Genomic DNA, 22603 nt, shown 5'->3' with positions numbered 1-22603 from the left:
CGGCGAGGGGGCTGCAGTCGCAACGTTTCCACGGGAGCGAGACCATGACCCCCAGCGAGCGCGCCATCGCGAGCCTCCCGCCGCACCTGCGCCGGTTCGTCGTCTCGCAGGAGTACGACGCGTACACGCCGCGGGACCACGCCGTCTGGCGCCACGTCCTGCGCCGGCTCACGGCCCACCTCCGCGAGCGCGCCCACCCGCGCTACCTCGCGGGGCTCGACGCCACCGGCATCGAGGTGGAGCGCATCCCCAGGCTCGACGAGATGAACGTGAAGCTCGAGCGGGTGGGCTGGTCGGCGGTGGCGGTGCGCGGGTTCATCCCGCCGGCGGTGTTCACCGAGCTCCAGAGCCGGCGCGTCCTCGCCATCGCCGCGGACGTCCGCACCCACGAGCACATCGAGTACACGCCGGCGCCGGACATCGTGCACGAGAGCGCCGGCCACGCCCCCTTCGTCGCGGACCCGACCTACGCCGAGTACCTGCAGCGCTGCGGCGAGGTGGGCTTCCGCGCGATCGCCTCGGTCGAGGACCAGGCGGTGTTCGAGGCGATCCGGAACCTCTCCGTCGTGAAGGAGGACCCGACGGCGGGGCCGGAGGAGGTCGCCCTCGCCGAGCGGCGGCTGGCGGAGGCCGCGGCGAGCGTCCGCTACGTGTCCGAGTCCACGCGGGCGAGCCGCCTGTACTGGTGGACCGCCGAGTACGGGCTCGTCGGGGCGCTCGACGCCCCGCGGCTCTACGGCGCCGGCCTCCTCTCCTCGATCGGCGAGGCCGTCCACTGTCTCACGCCCGCGGTGAAGAAGGTCCCGCTCACGGCGGCGTGCGCCGACGTCGCCTACGACATCACGCGCATGCAGCCCCAGCTCTTCGTGGCGCGCGACTTCGACCAGCTCTTCGAGGTGCTCGACGAGTTCTCGAAGACGCTCTCGTGGCGGCGCGGCGGCGATCACGGCCTCGAGGAGGCGCGGCGCGCCCGCTCCGTGAACCACCTCGTCCTCTCCGGTGGGCGCGAGCTGTCGGGTCGGGTGGTGGGGCGCGTCGAGGCGCTCGCGAGGGTCGGGCCCGGCCTCCGCAGCGCGCTCGCGCGGCTCGACGGCCCGGTGCTCGTGTCGCGGGGCGGCATCGCGCAGGGGAAGCCCTGGCCCGGCGACGTCGTGGTCGCCTTCGGGCGCGCGGAGCTCCCGGAGCGCGGGGCGTTCGGCGTGACCTTCCCCTCCGGCCTCTCGCTCCAGGGGTTCGCGGTCGGCGGCGGCGAGGTGGTGAACCTGCGCGGCGCGATCGCGGGGCGGCCGCTCGACCTGCCCTCGTGGTCGCTCCTCTTCGTCTCGGAGGACCTCAGCTCGGTCGCGGGCGGCCCCGCGGATCCGGGCACGTGGGACCGCTGGTTCGGCGAGCTGGCGTCGTTCACCGAGGGAGAGGGCGAGGCGCGGGCGCGCGCGCGGAAGGCCGAGGCGCTCCCTGCGCCGCTCGCCGCGCTCTACGCCGAGGTGCGGCGCCTGCGGGAGGCGGGCGCGCCGTCACGCGAGCGGCTCGCGGAGATCCGCGAGGCCGCGGCGGCGTTCACGGAGGACTGGCTCCTGCGCGCGGAGGTGGACGAGCTCCTCGGCGTGCCCGCGCCCGCTTGAGCGGGGGAGCGCTCAGGAGACGTGGTGCGTGCCGGTGCGGTGCCAGCGCGCGACCCCCGGCTCGCCGGGGCGGCGCCGCGCCAGGTGCACGGCGAGCTTCGAGTCGTTCACGCGGATGTGGAAGCGCAGCCACTCCGGGAGGCGCGTGCCGAGCCAGACCGCGACGAGGGGCGTCGGGCCCTTCTCGCGGAGCTCGTCGCGCATGCTCGCGAAGTCCGCCATGAACAGCTCGTGCGCGGCCCGGTGGCGGGAGCGATCCGGGTAGAGCGTCTCGTCCATGAGCCGCTCCTCCGATGCGAGGTTCTCCACGATGGCGTCGGCGAGCCGGCTCACGGCGCGCTCGGCGCCCTCGCGCGTGCCGGCGAGCGATCGCGCGGCGTCCTCCAGCCGGCGGAAGATCTCGACGTGCTCCTCGTCGAGCTGGGTGTGGTTCACCGTGAGCTCTGGCGTCCAGTCCGCGGACATGATCGCCTCCGGTGGACCGACGATCTCGCGCCGCGCGGCGACGGACAAGTACCGCGAGCGCCTCACCCGTGAGTGCGGGACCGGCGCCTCGCCGCTCCGCCGGCGCCTCCGGGATTCACCCGATGACCGAGCGGGACGGATCCCCGTTCGAGGCGCGCGGTCGCACGCGATCGGGCGGTGTGGCCGGCGATCGCGTCGCTCACCGGCCCTCCGCCCGGATCCCGGCCGCGTCCCGGCAGCTCTGCTCCTCGCCGAGCGCGCACGACTCCTCGAGGTAGGCGAGGCCGCGGGCGGCGTCCGCCGGACGGCCGTCGCCGGTGGCGTGGCGGTAACCGAGCATCCGCGCGACGCGGGCAGCGGAGCGGCGGACGTCGTCGCGGAGCGGCGCGCCCGCCGAGGTCGCGAGCTCTCGCAGCGCCTGCAGCGCCCCCTCGAGATCTCCCTCGTGCGCCCGGACGAGCGCGCGGAAGTAGGCGAGCGTGGGCGAGCGCTGGCCGCGTGCCTCCGCGATCGAGAGGAGGCGGCGCGCCTCGGCGCCGTCCTCGCGCCCGAGCGCCGCGTGGACCTCGCGCTCGAGCTCCTCGGCCTGGAACTGGGTGGTCCCGGATCGTGGCCAGACGGCGAGGAGCACCAGCGCCACGAGGGCGAGGCCGAGCGCCGGCCACGGCCAGGCGCCGCTCGAGGCGGGCCGCGTGAGGAGCCACGCGGCCGCGACCCCGGCGGCGAGCCCGCCGGCGTGAGCGAAGTCGTCCGCCGGGAGGCGTCCCGGGTAGAGCCGCGAGGCGACGAAGCCGAGCGCGAGCGCGCCCAGGACGAGCACGACGTGCGGCGCGGCGAGGAAGCGCCGCACGCTCCCTGCCCGGCGCAGCTCCAGCACGAGCAGGGCGCCGACCATCCCGAACACCCCGCCGGAAGCGCCCGCCACGACCGCGTCGTGGCCGAGGAGCGAAGCGGCCGAGGCGGCGACGAGGCTCGCGAGATAGAGGGCGAGGAAGCGCACCCGCCCGAGCCGCCGCTCGACGATGGGACCGGCGAGGAGGAGCGCGCCCAGGTTCATGGCGAGGTGCTGCCAGCCGCCGTGCAGGAACCCGGCGGTCACGAGCCGCCACGCCTCGCCCGCCCACACGCGGCTCCGCTCCAGCGCGCCGAGGCGGACGAGCAGCGCGGGGTCGCTCGGGTCGCCGCGCGACAGGACGAGCGCGAAGAGGGCGGCATTCACCGCCGCGAGCGCCCAGGTGACGGCTGGCGCGGTGCGCGTACGAGGAGGCGGGGGAGGGGAGGCGAAGCCGTGCATCGGCGACGAGCATAGCGGGCGCCGCCGTGCGTGCACATCGCACAGGGGTAGGCGCGACCCTTCGGCGCGCCCGCGTGGAAGGCCGAGCTGCACCTCCAGTGATCTCGGCGCGTTGACTCGTCGTGCAATGCGAGCTGTGCGCCGGTGTGCGTTTGCGCCCCTGGTCGAGCGTCAGACGAGTGCCGCGCACCGGGAGTGACTGGAACCCAGGGTGATCCAACCGGTTGCGATGAAGATCGAATCCGGCGTTGACATCGAGTGAAATGAGCGCGCAGTCTATTCCCCGACGGCACGACAATAGCGACCTCGTCGAAAGGCGAGCAGGCAAAAGCCCGGACCCACGCGGTCCCAGGGCCGACCGAATGCCGGTGAGTGCGTGATCGCGCACCCCCGGATGCGATTTCAGGGGTGGGCATGGTTCGCGCAACGCGTGGGTACCTGATCGTCCTCGGCGGCATCGTCGCCGCGGCGTGCAGCGGCGGCTCGACGCGCGAGTCCGTGCCGTACACCGCGACGGCGGCGCTCGGCGCCTACGAGGACGGGTCGGGGCGTCTCGGCCTCGCGGTGCTCACCACGATCCGGAGCGACACGGGCGCGGGGCCGGAATCGGACTGGCTGCTCGAGCTCGGGCGCGACGGTGCGGCGCTCGGGAGGCCCGCCGCGTACGCAGCCGGCGCCGGCTACGCGGTCTCCCTCTGGCCGGACGTCGCGCCGGTCGAAGGTGCGGCCTTCCAGATCGTCGCATCCAGCGGCGGGCAGACGCTGGCGACGGCCGCGACGCTGGCTGACGCGATCCCGCTCGCGGTGCCCGGCGCCGCGCTCTCTCTCGACGGGACGCGCCTGGAGTGGGGCGACGTCGCCGGCGCGGAGGCGTACGCGTGCGTCCTGACCGCGAACGGGGCGATCCAGGAGCAGCAGGTCTCGGCGGCTGCCGGCTGCGACGTCTCGGCGCTCCCCGACGGCTCTTACCTCGCGTCGATCCAGGCGCTCGGCGCCGATCCGACGGCGCTGGCGCCTGGAGTCGCTCCAGCGATGCCGCGGAGCTTCCGCGTCTCGCAGGCACGGCTGGGGTTGCTCCTGCGTGCCTCTGGAGCGCCGCTCGTGCTTCGCGCCGCCGGCGGGCGCATCGACTACGGCCTCGTCCCCGGGCTGGCGATCTGGGTCGGTCTCTCGGCGCCGGACGAAGCGCCGGACGGGGGCGTCTGGTCGATCACCGTGACCGGTCCCGACCTGCCGGAGTCGGATCCCCTGCGCTTCGAGCTGCCGGTCAACTTCACGAAGCGGCTGGTCTGGGCCTACGGCCTGCCGCCGACCCCCGGGCTCTACACGCTGGTCGCGAGCGACGGGGTCGAGTCGATCACGACGCAGTTCGCCATCGCGCCGCCGCTCCCGCTGCCGCTCCCCGAGGGCGTGTCCGCCAGCGGCGACGTGAAGGGCGGCGCCCACGTGACCTGGGCCCGCGTCCCGGGCGCCCAGAGCTACTTCGCTTCCGTGTGGCTCGGGAGCTCCTACGTCGCCGGGCAGTGGGTGACGGGCACGTCCGCGGATTTCCTGGCCGGCACGTTCACCTCGGGGCTCACCTACGAGGTCTACGTCGCGGCGGCCGACTTCGACGTCACGGCGGGTCCTCCGCCGACGCGCGTCTCCGCATCCGAGAACAGCTACACCCCGGCGCGCTTCGCCGCGCCGTGAATCGGGGGCATGGAAGCATGGTCCGCACGAATCGAAATCTCCCGGCCGCGTGCCTCATCGCCCTCGCCGCCTTCGCCGGCTGCAGCCGGTCGTCAGCCCCGGAGCACATCGTCGGTCCGACGATGCGCCTGTCGCCCGTCAGCGTGCAGGGCGGCGCGGGGACCGATCTCTTCGCCGTCGCGGACCGGGACACGACGACGGGGACGCCCGTCAGCGGGCTGCTCGACGTCGTGGTGCGCTTCGACCACGCCGTCGAGATCCGGGCCGTGAAGGTGCGCGGCGACGGCCTCTCCGTAGCCGTCCCGGGGCAGGGCGAGCTCCCGCTCACGGGCAGCTGGGGGGCGATCTCGTTCCCCGCGCCCGTCGTGGCCAAGGAGCTGACCGTTCGCGTGAGCGGCGCGGGGACCGCGGCGATCCTCCAGGAGCTCGAGGTCTGGGGCGCCGGTCGGAAGCGCTCGCCGCGGAGCGTCGCGGCGATGGCGGAGGCGACCCGCGCCGACGCGACCGCCTTCGAGGACGTGCGCGTCCTCGGCGCCACGCCTGCCGCGGCGACGCTCGATCCCACCGAGAGCAACGGCGGCGCCCGGTGCCTGAAGGCCACCTTCCCCAGGGTCGAGGTGGCCGGCGCACGGCGGGCGTACCTCGCCTACGAGGCAAACGTCCCGCGCGCCTTCGCGCTCGAGCGGATCCTCGACGGCGACGCGGTGACGGGCGGATTCTGGGTGGGGAACGTCGCGACGCCGAGGACGCTCGTCGACGAGCTCGACCCGGAGCGGCTGGGGACGGCGAGCGGGGTCACCCTCTGCGTGCCACCCGACGCGACGGGGAAGGTGCAGGTGGCGGGGCTCCGCCTGCTCGTGGTGTCGGACGACGGGCTCGATGTCTTCGATCGAGAGACGCACCTGAAGCAGGCGGACGCGGTGGACGGTGAGGCGACGCCGTCGCCGGTCTCCGGGACCGTGGAGCTCACGCTGGATCGTCCGATCGCGCTCGACGACGGCTCCGTCCGGCTCGGATCGGCGCCGTTGACGCTCGCGGCGCTCGAGCTGCGGGACGCGAGCGGCTGGGATCGGGTGCCGGACGTGGAGCTCGCGACGGAGTCGAGCACGCTGCCCGTGGCGGGGCGCGAGGCGAGCGCGCTGCGGCTCGTCTTCCCGTCGTCCGCGCGCGCCGACGTGCCGGCGGCCAGCGTGGCGGAGATCTCGGTGGCGGGCAGCGGCGTCGGTCCGAGGGTCGGCGCCGCCCGCATCGTCCTGACCGCGCCCCACCTCACGTTCGAGGGGGGACGCGAGGTGGGTGAGCGCTTCGGCGATCGCGCGTGGATCGCCGGCTGGGCGGAGTCGCCCGCCGGCGTCGGGCGCGTGGAGATCGGGGGCGCGGAGGTGGGCGTCGCGGGAGTGTTCGGGGTCGCGCTCGACCGCCCCGCGGCGGCACCGACCCCGTGGACGGTGGACGTCAAGGCCACGTTCCCCGACGGGACGACGGTGGTGCGCACGGTGGTCCTCGAGCGGGACGGCGCCGCGGAGCTGCTGACCGGCGCCTCGGGGAGCGCGGCGCTGCTCTCCGATGCCGCGCGCTTCGGGCAGGAGAACCAGACCGGCTGGGGTACCATCGATCCCGACGCCGGAGGGAAGGTGATGCTCGGGACCGACGTCACCTTCGAGGCGGGGCCGGGCGCCGTCGGAAAGCGTACGAACGTAGGCATCACGCGGAAGGGGCCCGAGTTCATCCCGCCGCTCGACGCGGGGATGGTGAACGTGACGGCGCCGGCCAACGGCGCGTACCGGTTCCTGCCGAAGGGGCAGAAGTTCGCGAAGCCCGTGCGCGTCGGGCTCCCCTACGACCCGTCGCTCCTCCCGGAGGGGATCGCCCCCGAGGAGATCCAGACGTGGTTCTACGACGAGGCGGCCGAGCAGTGGACGGCGCTCCCGCGCGCCGAGCTGCAGCGCTCGACGAACCGCGTCGTCAGCGAGACGACGCACTTCACGTTCATGATCAACGCTGTGCTCGTGCTCCCCGAGCACCCGGGGCCGTCGTCGTTCAACCCGAACTCCATCAAGGATCTGAAGGCCTCGGATCCGTCGGCCGCGATCGACCTCATCGCGCCCCCCGGCGTCAACAACCTGGGGACCGCCCAGCTCGCGTTCCCGATCCGCCTGCCGGCGGGTCGCGGCGGCTACCAGCCGGAGCTGCGCCTCGCGTACGACTCCGGCGGGTCCAACGGCTGGCTCGGCGTCGGCTGGGAGCTCCCGTCGTCGAGCGTCCAGATCGACACGCGCTTCGGGGCGCCGGAGTACGGCGCCAGCGAGCCCCGCTACCTCCTCGACGGCGAGCAGCTCGTGCCGACGAGCGAGTCGCCGAGGTGCGAGGACGGCTCGGCGGGGACGCGCTATCGCGCCCGGGTGGAGAAGAGCTTCCGCAGGATCCTCCGCTGCGGGACCGGCCCGACCGACCACTGGTTCCAGGTCCAGGACAAGCAGGGGAACCTGTACGTCTACGGCAGGAGCGGCGCGGCGCGCCTCACCAGCTACGAGGGGCTGGCCAACATCGGCGCGTGGTACCTGGAGCGTGTCGTCGACACCAACGGGAACCTGACGCAGTTCGTCTACGACACGGACGCGAAGGCGCGTCCCACCGTCCGGCACCCGCAGCAGACGGCGGCCACGCACGAGGAGGACTTCCGGCAGCTCTACCTGAGCAGCATCCAGTACACGGGGCGCGCGTACGACGGGGCGCGGGATCCCTTCGGGACGGCGGAGATCGGCCACTACCACGTCGAGCTGCGGAGCGAGCAGGACACGCGCGGCCGTTACCTCGATCGTCCCGACGAGATCACCTCGGGCCGGCTCGGCTTCAAGACGGTGCTCCGGCGCCGCCTCAAGTCGATCCTCGTCCAGCTCGACCGGGACGGCAGGACCGACACCATCCGGGAGTACCGGTTCTCCTACGAGCGGAAGGCGGAGAGCTTCTGGAAGTCGCGCCTGACGAAGGTCGAGGTCTTCGGAGCGGGAGAGGGGACCGCGCGGAAGCTCTTCCACACCCACGCGTTCTCCTGGTTCGACGCCGACTACAGGAACTCCTTCGCTGCGCCCGTCGCCTGGAGCTTCAAGGAGGCGCCGGACGACCTCTCGCTCTCGCACGCCGAGGAGAGCGGCTGGTCGATCCACGGCTACGGAGGGATCGGCTTCACCTACGACAAGATCACCGGCACCGTCGGCGCCCGCGTCGGCCGCACGCAGCACCGGTCGGTGACGAACAGCCTCTTGCTCGACGTGAACGGCGACGGGCTGCCGGACCGCGTCACGGGCCGAGGCGGAAGCTACGACGTCCGGTTCAACAGCGGCTCTCTCGTCTCCGGGTCGCGCGAGCTGCGGCGCGCGCTGCCGGCCGGGGATCCGGGCGACGGCGAGGTGGCGTCCGTGCCGCTCCCGACCCTGGGCAAGGAGGAGGGCAAGGGGTGGAACACGGCGGGGCAGGCGTCGTACGGCCCGGTCTCGGTCAACGCCGGCTACTCGCACTTCTCGTCCAAGACGACGGAGTTCCTGGGAGACGCCGACGGGGACGGTCTCGTGGACGTCGTGCAGGAGTCCGGTGTCCTCCTGAACCAGCACCGATCGGGCACCGCGAAGGCGTTCGCCTTCGCGCCGATGGTCACCGGCACGAGCCTGGCGTCGACGCCCACCGGCGCCAACCCGGACCAGGAGGCGCTCGAGCAGAGCATCCGCGAGCAGCTCAAGCCCTCCGACGCCGTCCTGGAGTGGATCGCGCCGTTCACGGGACGCGTCGACGTCGCCGGGAACCTCTTCTTCGTCGATCACGCCCAGCCTTCCCCCCTCCCGGCGGAGCGGGACGGAGTCCGCATCCAGGCGTTCGTCTGGGACGGAAGCCGCGATCACGCTGCGGTGAAGGTCTTCGAGCGCGTGAAGACGCTCGCGGACGCGGGCGTGCCGACCCCGGTGGGCATCGCGAACCTGGACGTGTTCCCCGGGTTGCGCGTCTTCTTCGTGCTCTCGACGCTCGCGGACTTCCCCGTGGATCGGGCCGTTCCGTCGCCCCTCGAGGACGTCCACTTCTCGCCGACGATCTCCTACTCGCACCTGGGCCCGTGCAGTGTCGGGGCGTGCCGTCCCCTGAGCGACGAGGAGCAGGGCCGCGTCGACCCGAGCGGCGCCGCGACGTTCCAGTTCGACCAGGCCAGTGACTTCAGGATCGCCGGCCAGCCCGCGCCTTCCGTCGCGATCCCGGCCACCGGGGCCCTCCGGATCGAGACCTCGCTCGTGAAGAAGGAGTCGACCGACGACGTCCGCGTCTGCGTCCAGCGCTTCGCGCAGAAGGCCGAGGTGAAGGACCTCCGCTGCGAGGAGAAGGACGGGGGGTTCGACACCCTCATCGACGAGATCCTGCCCGCGGACGCCGTCGGGAAGTGGGACCTGGCGGCCACCGCCTCGGTCCTCGCCGGCGAGAAGCTGGTGTTCCGGATCCAGACGGACCTGCCCGTCGATCCGGCGGTCGTCGACTGGACGATCGGCGGCCGGATGGAGACGGCCGGCGGCCTGGGACCGAACGGCTGCGAGGCGCCGCCGCCCGAGCTCGCCGAGGCGATGTCGTTCACGGGCGACGCCTGGTTCCCGGTGCACAACGCGATCTCGCCGCGCTGGTACCTCCTCCCGAACGCCGACGTCTCGGCGGCGCCCGACGATCGCCCGATCGAGCCGTGGGTGGCGCCGGAGCCCGGCACCATCCGGGTCTTCGTCAACCCGAAGTACCCGGATCCGCGAGATCCACGCGGGTACATCCCGGCGCTCCGGGTCGGAGACCACGCGTCCGACGCGCTCTACGTCGCGGCTCGAACGGCGAAGTCCCTGATCGTGAAGCGGCGCTTCGACCAGCTCTACGGCTCGCCGTACGAGTCCATCATCCAGGAGCTGCACGTCGACGCCGGAGAGCGGGTCTTCTTCGAGATCTTCTCCGACGCCCAGTTCGACGCGACGTGGACGCCGGTCGTCACGTTCGTGCGGGACGCGACGGGCCTGTCGTCGACCGAGAGCGTGAAGGTCAACGAGCGGTACTCATCGTACCGGAGCGGCTCGAACACCTACGCGGTCCGCTCGCGCTTCGGCGGCGGCCATCACCTCTTCCACTACGGCACCTGGCGCGCCGCGAACGACCAGGACCTCGATCCCCGGCGGCTCTACAAGAAGGTGGACGCCTACGAGCAGGGGGAAGTGGACGTCGAGCACCAGGACCCGGACGTGAAGGACACGACCGAGGTCGCGTCGCCCCTCGTGCCGAGGCGGCTCGGGACCTGGGTCTCGCAGGCGGAGCCGGGGCTCGCGCCGCGCGTCCCGTCCTTCGTGAGCAGGGAGGGGACCACCTTCATCTCGGCGGGGATCTGGCACGCCTCCCGCGAAGGGGAGTTCGTCCAGCAGGGCGGCGGGGCGGGGGAGACCACCTCGCTCATGGCGATGTTCGCGCTGGGGCCGGCGCTCCGGCAGAGCGAAGGCGATTCCACGTCGCTCTCGGCGGGGGTTTCGGTGGGCCCGGTCGGCGTGAGCCTCAACGTGGCGACGGGCGCGAGCTATCAGAAGACGGACGTCCTCGACATGAACGGCGACCGCGTTGTCGACGTCGTCTCTCGCGCCGACGACGGAACGGCCGTTCGCGTGACCGACATCCGCGATCCGGGCAGGCCCGGCATCCAGAGGGGCACCGAGGGCTTCCGGCTGCGCGTGAGCAAGGACGGCTCGGCGAGCCTCGGGCTCGGCGTCTCCGACCCGTGGCGACGCATGTCCGACGACGGCGTCGTCAAGGCGCTCGTCGCCATGTACCCGTCCGTCGGCGGCGGCATCGGCGTCAACTTCAGCTCGACGGAGCGTGAGCTGGCCGACGTCAACGGCGACGGCCTTCCCGACGAGGTCTCCCGGGACGGCGGCTACTTCCTGGTCCGCCTGAACCTCGGCTCGCACTTCGCGGCGTCCGCGGACCGCATCCCGGTGGGCAGCTGGAGCGAGGGGAACCTCGACGAGCTCATCGGGAGCCTCGGGAGCGCCCTCCCGGACGAGATCGTGTCGCCGGAGCGGGTGCGCAAGACCACCTCGATCAGCCTCAACGCCAACGCCGGCTTCACGCTCTACGAGAACTACGGCGCCTCGGTGAACTGGGACTCGAGCGTCGCGGCGACCGGCATCTCGCTCGCGGACGTCAACGGCGACGGCCTGCCGGACTACGTCCGAAAGACCACCGGGACGAGCCACTTCACCGTCCGGCTGAACAACGGCTTCGGGTTCGACGACGAGGTGCAGCTCCCAGTGCAGCCGTGGCCGGCCTCGGTGACGAAGCCGTGGCTGCGCGACACCGGGCTCGCCGCCGGCGTCAACAAGGTGCTCCGGCTGGTGAACGGTGACACGCCCAGCGTGGACGCCGTCGAGGCGAGCGGGACGTACGGCGAGCTGCCGTCCATCGGCTTCGTCGTCTCCTGGGGTGTCGGGCCGCTGTCGCCCGCGATGACCCCCTGGCTCCACTTCTCCGTGGGGGGCGACAAGACCTTCAAGCGCGTCTCCGGCTTCGCGCTGGGGCTCCAGGACATGGACGGCGACGGCCTCGCCGATCACGTCCTCAAGGCGGAGAAGAACCCGGGCGGTGACAACGAGGCGGTCTGGGTCCGGCTCAACCAGCTGCGGAAGGGGAACCTGCTCAAGGCGGTCTCGCGGCCGCTCGGCGGGAGCTTCGAGCTCGACTACGCGCGCAAGGGGAACAGCGTCGCGATGCCGGAGAGCCGCTGGGTCCTGTCCAGCGTCGTCGTCCACGACGGGCGCGCGGACGGCACCCCCGGTCACGACCTCGCCACCTCGTTCGACTACGGCGACGGCCGCTACCACCGCTACGAGCGCGACTTCCTCGGGTTCGACGCGACGACCGAGACCCGCGGCGACGGAGCGAAGGTCGTGCGCACCTACTGGAACGACTCGGTCCTGAGGAAGGGCCTCGTCGTGACGGAGACGCTCTCGGACGTCTCGGGGCGGGTGCTGACCACGACGACCAACGCCTGGTCCGCGCCGTCACGCTTCGCGGACACCGAGGCGAGGCCCGCGCCGGCCGTCGACCCGTGCCGGGAGGCGGCGCCGTTCTTCCTGAGGCCGACGCTCGACGAGTGGTGCGGCTCGCACGTCATCACGCTCGACAGCGTCACGCAGGAGCTCCACGAGACGACCGGCGACCCCAACGCCAAGCTCGTCACCTACCAGAGCTACACGTACGACCGCTCGAACGGGAACGTGCTGACCTTCACCGACCTGGGTGACGCGGATCCCCTCGACACGGGCGACGACGTCCACGCGACGGTCAACTACGCCGACGACGAGGCGGCGAGGGCCTTCTACTCGATCGCGCGCCCGGAGCTGCTGCTGGTGAAGGCGCACGCGACCGACGCCGACGACGCCTTCCTCCGCAAGCGGATCGGCCACTACGACGCGAGGGGAAACCTCAAGGACCTCCAGTCCTTCGTCGACGCCACGAGGTACGTGCAGGTGGACCTGGCCTGGAACGCCGACGGAAAGCTGTTCGAGGTGCACCAGCCCAGGGTGAAGAGCGGCCGGTACTGGGTCCGCTATCTCTACGACACGAGCGGCGTGACCCGGAACTTCCCGACCCGCGTCGAGGACGCGCACGGGTACGCGTCCTCGGCCGTGTATGACGAGCGCTTCGGCGAGGTCGAGACGGCGACCGACCTCAACGGCAACCTCACGCGCCGCGTCCTCGACGCGAACGGCCGCATCTTCCAGGTGTTCGGGCCCTACGACAGCACGATCCCTGCGGTCCGCGTCGAGTACGCGCCGGACGCGAGCCCGGCGCGCGCGGCGACGCACAACCTGCTGCCGAGGAACGGCGGCTGGCTCGACACGTTCGTGTACACGGACGGGCTGGGGCGCACCCTCCAGACGCAGAAGACCGTGCTGGCCCACGGCAAGGGGCTGGGCGTGACCGCGTCGGGGCGCCAGCGCTTCGACGTCATGGGACGCGTCACGGAGCAGGGGATCCCCTACTTCATCGGCGGCCGGGACCCGGGGTTCCGCGAGGACGCGCCCGTCTACGAGACCACCACGACCTACGACGTGCTGGGCCGGAAGACCCGGACCGTCGAGCCGAACGGCGGCGTCTACGAGCTGACCTACGACCTCGCGCGCGCGGCGAAGGATCCCTTCCTTCGCCGGCGGGCCACGGTGGTTGACCCGCTCCGCAAGACGCGGGTCATGTACCGGCGCCTCGACGAAAAGATCTCCGCGGTGGAGGAGCACATCGACTCGCTCGTCCACACCACGCGGTATCAGTACGATCCCCTGGGCGACCTGCGCGCCGTGATCGACGCGAGGGGGAACGAGACGCGCGTCGAGTACGACCGGCTCGGCCGGCGGAGGCAGCTCGTCAGCCCCGACGCAGGGACGACGGACTTCGCCTACGACGACATGGGAAACCTCGTGTCGCGCCAGGACGGGAACCTCGTCCAGGCCGCCAAGGGTGGCAAGCTGCCCGCAGACCAGGCCTTCGTGTTCTACGAGTACGACCTCGAACAGCTCATCGCGGTCAACAAGCCCTTCGGCACCGACGTGAAGTACGAGTACGGGCCGCCGGGAGCTCCCGAGAACGGCGCGGGCAGGATCGTGCGGGTGGTCGACGACGCCGGCGCCGAGACGCGCGGCTACGGGAAGCTCGGAGAGACGATCCGTTTCACCCGGACGGTGAAGCCGCTGAAGCCGAACGACTCGCCCCAGACCTTCGAGACGCGCTTCGAGTTCGACTCCTTCGGCCGGATGCTGCGGCTCTGGTATCCGGACGGCGAGGAGCTCACGTACCTGTACGATGCCGCCGGGCTCGTGAACCACGCGGAGGGACACCGGCCCGCCACGAAGCACTGGGAGGAGGCCACCGAGGTCTACCTCACCACGCTCACCTACGACGAGTTCGGGGCGCGCCGCCACGCGGTCCTCGGGAACGCTGCGACGACCACCTGGACGTACGAGCCTGACACGCAGCGGCTGAAGCACGTGGACACCGCGTCGCAGGGGCGTACGCTCCAGGCGCTGACGTACACCTACGACCTGGTGGGCAACGTCAAGACGCTCACGAACGCGCTGGGCGAGGCGACCGGCCGGCGCTCCGGCGCCGTCTCGTACACGTACGACTACGACGATCTGTACCGGCTCACCACCGCGACCGGGACCGCGCTGTCGCGTCCGGGCGTCGTCGACAGGTTCAAGACGACGTACGAGTTCGGCGACGAGATCCACAACATGACGCGGCTCCACCAGAAGCACTGGCTGACCACCGCGAACGATCCCGACGACGAGACGGCGCACCCGCCGCACACGAACCACGACTTCGACTACGCCTACGGCGATGCCGGGCCGCACCAGGCGACGAAGATCGGGGATCGTAACCTCGTCTACGACGCGAACGGCAACACGCTGCGCGAGTGCCGCGACCACGGCGATGCGGCCTGCCAGGCGAACTCCGACAAGCTGCGCCGGTACTTCTGGGGCGAGGAGAACGAGCTGAACGCCGTCATCGACGGCGGCGGCTGGAACATCACCCGGTTCATGTACGACGCCGGCGGCCAGCGCGTCGTGAAGCTGGGGCGCGGAGGCGAGTCGATCACGATCGGCCAGTTCTTCGCGCTGAAGGGGCGCAAGGCGGCGACGAAGCACATCTTCATCGGGGAGACGCGCGTCGCCTCGAAGCTCTTGCCGTCTCCCGGCTGGGAGCCGAGCTGGAGCGAGGGGACGGCGGTCTCCGGGCCGATCCTGGCCGGAACGGCGGTGGAGACGGTCAGCGGGTGCGATCCGAGTACCTACCAGCCACAGAAGTGTCCGATCGATCCCGCCGCGAACCCGGTCATCGACCGGCGTCCGGATACGACGAAGATCAAGCCGGCGACCTACTACTACCACTCGGATCACCTCGGCTCGACGTCGTGGGTGACCGATCAGAACGGCCGCGTCCACGAGCACGTCGAGTACTTCCCGTACGGCGAGGTCTGGCGCGACGCACGGTACGACTCCGACGGCGACCCCGTGCATCGGCAGCAGTTCCTCTTCTCGTCCAAGGAAATGGATGAGGAGACGGGGCTCTACTACTTCGGCGCGCGGTACCTGGATCCGGTGAGGGCGAGGTGGGCGAGCAGTGATCCGATGCTGGCTTCCTATCTTCCTGGCCAAGAAGTTGGCGAATCCCTTCCTGGGCGTGGAGGGATCTTCAGAACGGAGAACCTGTCTCTCTACCTCTACGCCCACGCGAGTCCCGTTGTTCTCCAGGACCCTGACGGCAACGAGGTGCGCGTCGACTTTCATGAAGTGGCTCGGGGGTCTTTTCACTCGCTTGTTCGCATCACGCCGGAAAATCAGGCGCGGTGGGCGAACGATCCGCGTTTTCGCGATCCGGCGACAGGTCAGCCACTTCGAGACGACCAGGGTCGTGTATTCATGACCCTCGGAGCTGGGCCCGTACCTGCGATCAACGGCAGTCTCGTGAGTGAGCACAATCGGACGCGGGACGCACGGCCTCATCAGGGCGGGATTGTGGTCCCGAATCCTGCGGACGTGAAGGCCGGGCCGCTCGGGCCAGGAGATCCAGTGGGCGAGGATCAGTTCATTGATAGACTCCTGACACTCGACGCCAACTACGCCGACGACCTGGATTACGACCTGTTTCCTGAGGCCAACCCGGCAAATAGAAGCATGTTCGTGGCCGATGATGGATTCAATTCGAACTCCTACGTCTCCGGCCTGCTGGAGGCGGCCGGCGTTGCGCCTCCGGTGCTGCCGGTAAGCACGCCGGGTTACGACCGCCCAGTCCCAAGGGCGTCGTTTGCGCCTAACGGAGCCGGTCAGGGAGGGGGAGCCCAGCCCGGTGTCCCCGTGCCGCAGGGGAGGGCAAGGTGACGATAGTGGCGTCAACGATCGGATTGATCAGTCGACGTATCGTGACGAGTTATGTCGCGTTCGGGCTGGTGTTGCAGTGGTTGGGCGATGCTCTGGGAACGCGGTATGACGATCGCGGGGTTCGCGGTCTTTTGAATGTCGTGTCCTTGTTGTTCAGCGCCGTGACGTGGGGCATCGGAGAAATAGCGCGCGCACTCAATGGTGGTCACTCGGCGCCAGGGCAACGCCTGTGGGTCCCGGTCGTGTCACTGGGTCTCGCGGTGGTGCTCGATCTAGGTATTGCGACCCTGAGAAGGAGAATGAGGCATCCCGACCGAGAGTAATGAGAGCCCGTCGTGGAGCGGTCATGGCATCGCGGTCGGGCAATTATCAGCCGCAACGCCACATTGACCGCGGGTCTAGCTGGCCAGAAACGGTGATCGAGTGAGCGACAACGAGACTCCTGCAGGACTCACCAGCTCCAGGCGACAGGTCGTGACCGCCGTAATCGCGGCGGTGATCGCCGGTGTCGCGGGCTATTTCATCGGCCACGCTGGCGGTGGCGGCAGCCCGCTCGACGGCCGCCCGTCGAGCGGCGCCGTCCTCGCGCGGTTCGACGGTGAGAAGGTGACCGCCGACGAGATCGAGGCGCTCGCCGGGCCGAAGGATGGTCCGCTTCGCGCGCAGCTCACGGACCCTGCGGCGCGAAAGGAGTTCGTCGAGGGCTGGACGCGGACGCTCCTGCTCGCGCGTCGAGCCGAGGCGGAGGGCTTCCACCGCACGGGCGAGTTCGCGCGGAGCTACGCGCAGGAGCTGTCGAGCGCCTTCGTCGAGAAGAAGGTCGAGGAGTCAGCCGCCGGCCGGCCGTTGAGCGACGATGAGGTGCGGGCCTGGTTCGCGGAGCACGAGATGGAGCTTCAGCGGCCGGAGCGGGTCCGGCTCGCGGTCATCACCTTCGAGGCTCCGGACGCCGCCGCGCGGGCGCGGAAGCTGGGCGCGGCCCAGGCCGCGCTGGCGGCGGCGCAGCAGCGCCCGCTCGACCCGCTCGCGTTCGGAAACCTCGCGCGGCTCCGCTCGGAGGACCCGCGCACCCGGGCGCTCAACGGCGAGCTGCCGCCGATGAGCCGCGAGGAGCTCACGTCGCTGTACGGGCCCGAGCTGTCCGCCGCCGCGTTCGAGCTGACCGAGGCCGGGGCGATCCTCCCGCGCGTGGTCGAGACGGCGAGCGCGCTGCACGTCGTGAAGCTCGTCGTCCGGGAGCGAGAGCAGCGGCCGTCGTTCGACGACCTGAAGGAGGTGCTCCGACAGCGGCTGACGTCGGAGCGGCGCTCCAGGGCGCGCAGGGAAGTCGTGGAAGCGGCGGTGAGGGACGCCGCGATGAAGGTCGACGAGAAGGCGATCGCCGGGATGTAGGCAGGCGGGCGCCGAGCGGCGCCATCGGCTCCTACGCAGGGACGGGCGCCGGTCTTCGCGGGCGGCCCTCGGGGAGAGGACATGTCCAGGCATTCAACGGTGAGTCTAACGGCAGCTCTCGCGCTGGCGCTCGCCGCCGGTGGCGGCTGCTCGAGCCGAGGTAGGTCCTCGGAGGCCGCCCCCGCCGGAGCCGAGCGGATCGCGCGCGTGGAGCAGCCGATCCCGGATCAGTACCTCGTCGTCCTCGCGGCTGGCGACGGCGCAGCGGACGTGGCCGCGGTCGCGGCGAGCGTCGCGAACGATCACGGCGCCACCGTGCTGAACGTCTACCAGCACGCGCTGCGCGGCTTCTCCATGCGCGCCGGGCTCGCCGCCGCCGGCGCCGTCGCGCTCGATCCGCGCGTGGAGCGCGTCGAGCAGGACGGCGTCGCCCGGGCGGCCGCCGTCGCCTGGCAGTACGGTCCGACCTGGGGTCTGGACCGCGTCGACCAGCGCGGCGCCGCGCTCGACGACAGGTACGGCTGGGACGATCGGTGGACCGGAGTAGGCGTGGACGCGTTCGTGCTGGACACCGGCGTGCTCACGTCACACGCCGCGTTCGGCGGGCGGGCCTCCTTCGCGTTCGACGCCCTCGGCGAGGGCGTCGTCGGGGACTGCAGCGGTCACGGCACCCACGTCGCGGGGACCATCGCCGGAGGGCCCTACGGCGTCGCGAAGGGCGCCAGCATCCGGTCGGTGCGCGTCCTCGACTGCAGCGGGAACGGCAGCGCCTCGAGCGTCGTCGCGGGGCTCGACTGGGTGATCGCGAACCACTCCCGGCCGTCCGTCGCGAACCTCAGCCTCTTCGCCAGCCCATCCTCGGCGATCGACGCGGCTGTGGAGGCGGCGACCGCGAGCGGCATCGTGGTCGTGGTGGCCGCGGGCGACGGTGGCAAGGACGCCTGCGACGTCTCTCCGGCGCGCGCGCCCGGCGCGCTGACCGTCGCCGCCCTGCAGCAGCGGACGCCTCCGGTGGTCGGTGGAGCGCCGGTGGATGAGCTCGCGCCCTTCTCGAACGTCGGCGACTGCGTGGACTTCGTCGCGCCCGGCGCCGGGATCGTCTCTGCGTGGAACACGACGGCGGTCGCCGACCTGCCGCTCTCCGGCACGTCGATGGCGGCGCCGCACGTCACCGGCGCGGTGGCCCTCCTCCTCTCGCGGAACCCGGCGGCGACCCCGCAGGACGTCGTCCGGGTGCTCGTCGCGAGCGCGACCCGCGCTCCGGCGGGCGCGCCCGGGTTCACGCCCGATCGGCTCGTCTACACGCGAGGTGTGGAGCTCACGCCCACCGCCGACGACGCCGCTCCGACGGTGGCCGTCACGGCGCCCGTGGAAGGCGACGCCCTCACGGGCGCCGTGAACGTCACCGGCACGGCGAGCGACGACCACGGGCTCACGCGCATCGAGCTGCTCGTCGACGGGCGCTGGCGAGGCAGCAGCGACTCGAGCTCGTTCGAGATCGCCTGGGACACCTCCACGTCGCTCGACGGCGCGCACTCCCTCGTGGTCCGGGCGTACGACTCGGCCGGCCACGCGACCGACTCGACGGCGATCTCTGTCACGGTGAGCAACCCGGGCGTCGCCCACCTCGACCCGGGGCTGCGGATCGCGCGGTGCGAGACGCTCGCCGCCTCCTGCGACTCGCGGGACCTGGTCCGCGGGCGCGCGGCGCTCGGCCCGGAGCGGTACGCCCCGAGCGTGCTCCGCGACGGGTGCGACGCAGATCCCGCGGGCTGTGTCTGCCACGACGGCGAGCTCGGGGTGTACCAGCTGGACGAGTCGATCGAGCAGCTCCGGATCTCCTCCGACGACGGGAAGCCGCTCGTGGTCGGCGGAAACGTGAAGCTGGAGGTGGACGCGATCGTCGGCGGCGAGCTGGGTGACTCCCTGGACCTGTACGCGTCGCCGGCGGTGAGCCCGCCCTCGTGGCGCCACCTCATCACGCTGACGCCGGTGGCCTCCGGCCCGCAGACGCTCACGGCCTGGTACACGCTCTCCGCGGGCGGCACGCAGGCGGTCCGCGCGGCCTTCCGTCGCGGCGGGGACGCGGCGGCGGTCTGCACCTCGGGCGGCTTCGACGACCGGGACGACCTCGTCTTCGAGGTGGGGGGCGGCACCGCGGACGGCGCGCCGCCGACGGTGGAGATCGTTGCGCCTGCGGCCGGCGGGGTGCTGGCGGAGAGCACCACGGTCGAGGTCGCGGCGGCGGACGATCGGCTCGTGTCGAAGGTGATGGTGACCGCCGACGACTGGAAGGGGAAGACCTACGCGATCGCCCAGCTCACCGCGACGCCGTACACGGCGGCTTGGAACCCGGCGCTCCTTCCGAACGGTGAGTACGTGCTGCGGGCGGTCGCGCACGACGGCGCCGGCAACATCGCGACCGACGAGGTGGCGGTCACGCTCGCCGATCTCACCGGGCCCACGGTGGCGATCCTGGAGCCGCTCGACGCGGCGTCGCTGCCGTCCAACCTCATCGAGGTCGCGGCGAGCGCGACCGACGCCGGAGCGGTGGCGAAGGTGGACCTGTTCCTCGACGGCGTCTTCCAGGGGAGCGACGTCGTGGCCCCGTGGGGGTTCGAGCTGCGGGCCCCGGCGAACGGCACGTACGCGCTTCGCGTGCGCGGGACCGACCTCCAGGGGAACGTGACCGAGTCGGCGCCGGTGACCCTGACGGTGAACGACGTGACGCCTCCGGACGTGAAGGTGCTCGCACCGGAGGAGGGGGCGGTCGTCCCGAACGCCGTCACGTTCTCGGTGGACCCGACCGACGACAGCGGGATCCGCAAGGTGGAGTTCTTCCTCGACGGCGTCTCCCTCGGCACCAACACGGGCGCGCCTTGGGAGATCCCGTACGACTTCTCGCGCGCTCCCAACGGCAGCTACGTCTTCTCCGCGAGCGCGTACGACGGCGTCGGCAACGTCGGGACCGCGAGCGTCACCGTGAGGCGTGAGGACCTGACCCCGCCGACGGTGAGCGTCACGTCACCGCCGTCCGGCTCCTATCTCAGCGGCGAGGTCCAGCTCACCGCCGACGCCGCCGACGACAGCTCCGTGAAGCGCGTCGAGTTCTGGCTGCACGTGCCCTACACGACCTACGGGTTCAAGGTGGGCGAGACGACCTCCGGCGCGCCGTGGACGTTCACGCTGGCGAGCAGCACCGTTCCGTCGGGGACCTATCTCCTCTACGCCAAGGCGTTCGACTTCGGTGGAAACGTCGGGGACTCGAAGTCGGAGCCTCTCGTCTGGGTGAGGACCGGCGACATCACGCCGCCCACCACCACGCTGCGGGCGCCGGTCTCCGGGCTCGCGCAGGTCGCAGGCACGATCCGCGTGGCGGCCGACGCCGCCGATCCGGGCGGTGAGCTGGCGAAGGTCGAGCTGCGCGTGGACGACGTGCCGTTCGCCACGTTCACCGCCGCGCCGTTCGAGGCGACGCTCGACACGACCTCCGTTGCCAACGGCGATCACGTCCTCACGAGCAAGGCCTACGACACCGCGGGCAACACCGCCGTCAGCGACCCGGTGACGATGAACGTCCAGAACCCCGGCGCCGCGTTCGATCCCGTGGCGGGGGCGCCGTCCTGTGACGTGGTCTCGCCGTTCTGCCACACGGGGATCCTGCTCATGGGGCGCGGGCCTCTCGGCCCGGAGGCGAACGCCTCGAACACGGTGGACGGGTGCCCCGACGGCACGGAGGGCGTGTACCGGAGCGACGAGTCGATCGAGCACGTCGCGATCTCGTCGCTCGACGGCGCGCCCCTCACCGGCGGCAAGCTCGCGCGGGTGGAGGTGCGGGCCTTCGTCGCCGATCCTGTTTACGACCGGCTCGACGTCTACGTCGCGGCCGACGCTGCGGCGCCGCAGTTCGTGCTCCGCGCCACGGTCGAGCCGACGCTCACGGGCGAGCAGATCCTGTCGGCGACCGTCCCGCTCGCCTACTCGGAGCGGCAGGTCGTCCGCGTCGCCCTCCGGGGCGGCGGGCTCCCGGAGGCCTGCGGGACCACCGGGTACGACGACCGGGACGACGTCGTGATCGCCACCGAGCCGGGCACGCCGGACACGACGCCTCCGTCCGTGTCCATCTCCGCTCCCACGGCCGGCGCGAAGGTGCGCGATGCGGTCGCGGTGTCCGCCGCCGCGAGCGACGACGTCGGCGTGGAGCACGTCGACTTCGAGGTGGACGGGGGCGCCCTGTCCTCCGACGGGTCCGCGCCCTTCACGGCGAGCTGGGACACCACGGGGCTCGCGCCGGGGACCTACAGCCTGACGGCCGTGGCGTTCGACTACTCGGGCAACTGGACGAGGAGCGCGCCGGTCTCCGTGGAGGTCGAGGACGTGGTGAAGCCGACCGCCACCATCACGGCGCCCGTGGACGGCGAGACGGCCTCCGGGGCGATCACGGTCCAGGTGGCGGCCACCGACAACGTGGCGGTGACGGAGGTGAAGCTCGTGCGGCTCGACGCGGCAGGCGTCGAGACGCTCGTCGCCACCGACACTGCCGCGCCGTGGGCTTTCCCGACCAGCCTCGCGGGGCTCGCGGACGGCGCGGACTACCGGTTCGTCGCGCGCGCCTACGACGCGGGGAAGAACGTCGGGGAGAGCGCACCGGTGACCGTGCACGTGGCTCAGACGGGGCTCGCGTCCTTCGACAGGAAGCTGAAGGCTCCGAAGTGCGCGCTCGCGGGGGCGAGCTGCTGGACGGGAGGGCTCGTGGTGGGACGCGGCCCGCTCGGCCCGGAGCCCTCGGCGCCCAACACGATCGCCGCGAGCTGCCCGGACGGCGGGTCGGGCTTCTTCCACCAGGACGAGTCGGTGGACGTCGTCACGGTGCGGGCGCTCGACCCGGTCGCGGGTCTCAAGGAGGGCGGCGCCGTGCGGATCGAGGCGAAGGTCTGGGCGACCGCGAGCTACGTGACCGACGCGCTCGACGTCTACGTCGCGCCGAACGCGCTGTCCCCCTCCTGGCGCTGGGTGGCGACGCTCACGCCGACCCGCGCCGGCCTCCAGGTGCTCGGCGTCGATCACGTCCTCGAGCCGGGGGCGCTGCAGGCGGTGCGAGTGCAGCTGCGCCACGCGGGGACGCAGCAACCTTGCAGCACCGGAGAGTTCGACGATCATGACGACCTCGCGTTCGCCGTCTCGAAGTGAAACGCTGGAGTCGG

Annotated in this window: 7 protein-coding genes; 5 read left to right on the top strand and 2 right to left on the bottom strand. The window is 71.8% G+C overall.

Annotated features, from left to right (window positions below):
• The first annotated feature begins 44 nt into the window (after positions 1–44).
• On the top strand, positions 45–1622 hold the full coding sequence (locus MLV88_RS04840) for an aromatic amino acid hydroxylase (RefSeq protein ID WP_242337463.1): 1578 nt from the start codon (positions 45–47) through the stop codon (positions 1620–1622).
• A 12-nt stretch (positions 1623–1634) separates the two neighbouring features.
• On the opposite strand, the gene MLV88_RS04835 is transcribed toward MLV88_RS04840, so the two are convergent.
• Both MLV88_RS04835 and MLV88_RS04830 read right to left on the bottom strand, forming a co-directional pair.
• Positions 1635–2135: a bacteriohemerythrin gene (locus tag MLV88_RS04835; RefSeq protein WP_242337465.1), complete on the bottom strand. Its 501-nt coding sequence runs from the start codon at positions 2133–2135 to the stop codon at positions 1635–1637.
• Positions 2136–2286: 151 nt separating this feature from the next.
• A complete protein-coding gene (locus MLV88_RS04830; protein WP_242337467.1) occupies positions 2287–3381 on the bottom strand; it encodes a rhomboid family intramembrane serine protease in 1095 nt (364 codons plus the stop codon).
• Between the two features lie 414 nt (positions 3382–3795).
• Between MLV88_RS04830 and MLV88_RS04825 the strand changes: the two genes are divergently transcribed.
• From MLV88_RS04825 to MLV88_RS04810, 4 genes are all read left to right on the top strand, one after another.
• Positions 3796–5073 (top strand): hypothetical protein, encoded by a 1278-nt coding sequence (locus MLV88_RS04825; RefSeq protein ID WP_242337469.1) that lies wholly within the window; start codon positions 3796–3798, stop codon positions 5071–5073.
• A 17-nt stretch (positions 5074–5090) separates the two neighbouring features.
• The gene (locus tag MLV88_RS04820) at positions 5091–16007 is read left to right on the top strand and encodes a SpvB/TcaC N-terminal domain-containing protein (RefSeq protein WP_243336961.1); all 10917 of its coding nucleotides are present in this window, start codon (positions 5091–5093) and stop codon (positions 16005–16007) included.
• Positions 16008–16481: 474 nt separating this feature from the next.
• On the top strand, positions 16482–17399 hold the full coding sequence (locus MLV88_RS24485; protein WP_242337473.1) for a peptidylprolyl isomerase: 918 nt from the start codon (positions 16482–16484) through the stop codon (positions 17397–17399).
• Positions 17400–17480: 81 nt separating this feature from the next.
• Positions 17481–22589, top strand: coding sequence for an Ig-like domain-containing protein (locus tag MLV88_RS04810; protein WP_243336959.1), 5109 nt, complete (start codon positions 17481–17483; stop codon positions 22587–22589).
• Positions 22590–22603: the final 14 nt, after the last annotated feature.

Origin of the sequence: Anaeromyxobacter soli, from assembly GCF_022808855.1 — a bacterium.
GTDB classification, from domain to species: domain Bacteria; phylum Myxococcota; class Myxococcia; order Myxococcales; family Anaeromyxobacteraceae; genus Anaeromyxobacter; species Anaeromyxobacter soli.
The sequence above is the reverse complement of the archived record's forward strand: the minus strand, read 5'-3'. Positions and strand labels throughout refer to the sequence as shown.